The 3,650-nt window shown below is 69.8% G+C and carries 2 protein-coding genes; both read right to left on the reverse strand.

Features of this window, described 5'->3' with window-relative positions; all coding sequences use genetic code 11:
• Window positions 1-1,812 (reverse strand): methylmalonyl-CoA mutase family protein (locus tag ACFU99_RS37255; protein ID WP_384401179.1); only part of this gene is annotated, 1,812 nt, incomplete at its 3' end.
• An 86-nt stretch (window positions 1,813-1,898) separates the two neighbouring features.
• Window positions 1,899-3,236, reverse strand: coding sequence for a crotonyl-CoA carboxylase/reductase (gene ccrA, locus ACFU99_RS37260; protein ID WP_384401182.1), 1,338 nt, complete (start codon window positions 3,234-3,236; stop codon window positions 1,899-1,901).
• Between the last annotated feature and the right edge of the window lie 414 nt (window positions 3,237-3,650).

Genomic DNA, 3,650 nt, shown 5'->3' on the forward strand with positions numbered 1-3,650 from the left:
CGCCAGCACGTCGGGGACCAGCTCGGCGTGCGAGCCGGAGAGGATGGACAGCCCGACGCAGTGCACGTCCTCGGCGACGGCCGCCGAGACGATCTGCTCCGGGGTGAGCCGGATGCCCTGGTAGACCACCTCGAACCCGGCGTCGCGGGCCCGTACGGCGATCTGCTCGGCGCCGTTGGAGTGCCCGTCCAGGCCCGGCTTGCCGACCAGCAGCCGCAGCCTGCCGCAGCCCAGCTCCTCGGCGGTACGGGCCGCCTTCGCCCGTACGGCCGCGAGCGGGCTGCCCGGCTCGGCGGCGACCGCCACGGGAGCGCCGCTCACGCCCGTAGGCGCGCGGAACTCGCCGAAGACGTCCCGCAGCGCCCAGGACCACTCGCCGGTCGTGACGCCCGCGCGGGCGCATTCGAGCGTCGCGGCGAAGAGGTTGTCGCTGCCCGCCGCGGTCTTCTTGAGCACGGCCAGCGCGTCCTGCGCGCGGCCTTCGTCGCGGTCGTCGCGCCAGGCGCCCAGCGCCGCCACCACGCGCGCCTCGTTGGCCGGGTCGACGGTCATGATGGCGGTGTCGAGATCCGCGGTGAGCGGGTTGGGCTCGGTGGACTCGTAGCTGTTGACACCGACGATCAGCTCCTCGCCGGCCTCGATCCGCGCCCGCCGCTCCGCGTGCGAGGAGACGAGCTGCGATTTGAGATAGCCGGACTCCACGGCGGCCATCGCGCCGCCCATCTCCTGGATACGGGCGATCTCCGCCCGGCACTCGGTGACGAGCGCCGCCACCTTGGCCTCGACGACATGGGAGCCGGCGAAGATGTCCTCGTACTCCAGCAGATCGCTCTCGTGGGCCAGGACCTGCTGGATACGGAGCGACCACTGCTGGTCCCAGGGGCGGGGCAGGCCCAGCGCCTCGTTCCAGGCGGGGAGCTGCACGGCGCGGGCGCGGGCGTCCTTGGAGAGGGTGACGGCCAGCATCTCCAGCACGATGCGCTGGACGTTGTTCTCCGGCTGCGCTTCGGTCAGGCCCAGCGAGTTGACCTGGACGCCGTAGCGGAAGCGGCGCTGCTTGGCGTTCTCGATGCCGTACCGCTCGCGGGTGATCGCGTCCCAGACGCGGCCGAAGGCGCGCATCTTGCACATCTCCTCGATGAAGCGGACGCCCGCGTTCACGAAGAAGGAGATCCGGGCGACGACGTCCCCGAACCGCTCCGGGGCCACCTGCCCGGAGTCGCGCACGGCGTCCAGCACCGCGATGGCGGTGGACATCGCGTACGCGATCTCCTGTACGGGCGTGGCACCGGCTTCCTGGAGGTGGTAGCTACAGATGTTGATCGGGTTCCACTTGGGGATGCGGGCCACCGTGTACGCGATCATGTCGGTGGTCAGCCGGAGCGAGGGGCCGGGCGGGAAGACGTGCGTCCCGCGCGACAGGTACTCCTTGACGATGTCGTTCTGCGTGGTGCCGGAGAGCTCGGTGATGTCGGCGCCCTGTTCCTCGGCCACCACCTGATACATCGCCAGCAGCCACATCGCGGTGGCGTTGATGGTCATGGAGGTGTTCATGCGCTCCAGCGGGATGTCCTGGAACAGCCGCCGCATGTCGCCGAGATGGGAGACGGGGACCCCGACCCGGCCGACCTCGCCGCGGGCGAGGACGTGGTCGGGGTCGTAACCGGTCTGCGTCGGGAGGTCGAAGGCGACCGACAGGCCGGTCTGCCCCTTGGCGAGGTTGCGCCGGTAGAGCTCGTTGGACGCCTCGGCGGTGGAGTGCCCGGCGTAGGTCCGCATCAGCCACGGACGATCCTTCTGACGCTCAGTCATGTACGTCTCTCAGCCGTCTCGTTCGGAACGCTCAGCTTGTGCTGGCCGTTCTGCACTCTCTGAACTGACCTGCCCGCTCCGGGCGTTCAGATGTCGCGGAAGCGGTTGATGGCGTCGAGGTGGCGCTCGCGCAGCTCCGGGTCGGAGACGCCCATGCCCTCCTCGGGCGCGAGCGCGAGCACGCCGACCTTGCCCTGGTGGAGGTTGCGGTGCACGTCGTACGCCGCCTGCCCGGTCTCCTCCAGCGCGTACGTCCGCGACAGCGTCGGGTGGATCTTCCCCTTGGCGATCAGCCGGTTGGCCTCCCACGCCTCGCGGTAGTTGGCGAAGTGGGAGCCGATGATCCGCTTGAGCGACATCCACAGATAGCGGTTGTCGTACTCGTGGGTGTAGCCCGAGGTGGAGGCGCAGGTGACGATGGTGCCGCCCTTGCGCGTGACGTACACGGAGGCGCCGAAGGTCTCGCGGCCGGGGTGTTCGAAGACGATGTCCACGTCCTCGCCGCCCGTCAGCTCCCGGATGCGCTTGCCGAACCGCTTCCACTCGCGCGGGTCCTGGTGGTGCTCGTCCTTCCAGAACCGGTACTCCTCGGCGGTCCGGTCGATGATCGCCTCCGCGCCCATCCTCCGGCAGATCTCCGCCTTGCGCGGGCTGGAGACGACGCAGATCGGATTGGCGCCGCCGGCCAGCGCGAACTGCGTGGCGTAGCTGCCGAGTCCGCCGCTCGCGCCCCAGATCAGGACGTTGTCGCCCTGCTTCATGCCCGCGCCGTTGCGCGAGACGAGCTGCCGGTAGGCGGTGGAGTTGACCAGCCCGGGGGAGGCCGCCTCCTCCCAACTGAGATGCCGGGGCTTGGGCATCAGCTGGTTGGACTTGACGAGCGCGATCTCCGCCAGGCCGCCGAAGTTGGTCTCGAAGCCCCAGATGCGCTGCTCGGGGTCGAGCATCGTGTCGTTGTGGCCGTCGGAGGACTCCAGCTCCACGGAGAGGCAGTGCGCGACGACCTCGTCGCCGGGGCGCCAGGTGTTGACGCCGGGGCCGGTGCGCAGTACGACGCCGGCGAGGTCGGAGCCGATCACGTGGTACGGCAGGTCGTGCCGCCGGGCGAGCGGCGAGAGCCGCCCGTACCGCTCCAAAAACCCGAAGGTGGACAGCGGCTCGAAGATCGAGGTCCAGACGGAGTTGTAGTTCACCGAGCTGGCCATGACGGCGACCAGGGCCTCGCCGGGGCCGAGCTCGGGCGTGGGCACGTCCTCGACGTGCAGGGACTTGCGGGGGTCCTTGTCCCGCGTGGCGAGGCCGGCGAACATCTCGGCCTCGTCCTTGTGCACGGTCACCGCGCGGTACGACTCGGGGATGGACAGGGCGGCGAAGTCCTCGCTCGTGCTGTCCGACGCGACGATGGCGTCCAGTAGCTGGTTCACGGTGTGCCTCCGGCGAAGCGCGTTGTCTTTCGAGGGAACGGCTTGAGGGGACGTCGGGGGATGCGGAAAGGGGTGCGGCGGGTGCAGAGGCGATGCCGTCGGTTCGGCGGTGTGCTGGTGCTCGGCGGTGCGCCCGGTCGGGCGCGAGGTGCCTGTGACGCAGGCGTCCGGGCGCACAGAGTGCTTGTGGGGACAGCCGGCACACGACGGTTGTGTCTGCGCGCCGGCCGCCCGGACACTCTCAAGGTATGACACCGGGTGCCAGTCGACAAGACACTCAGTGCCAAGAATTTCTCTCAGATGTCACTCGTAGGGCACGAATGAGCAAAGTGCGGGGCGGGAAGGGCCCGGACGCAGCGGCGCCGGCCCCGGGGTGGGGGGGGGGGGCAAAGAATAAATAAACGGGGGCGGCGG

This window comes from Streptomyces sp. NPDC057654 (genome assembly GCF_042800135.1).
GTDB lineage: Bacteria > Actinomycetota > Actinomycetes > Streptomycetales > Streptomycetaceae > Streptomyces.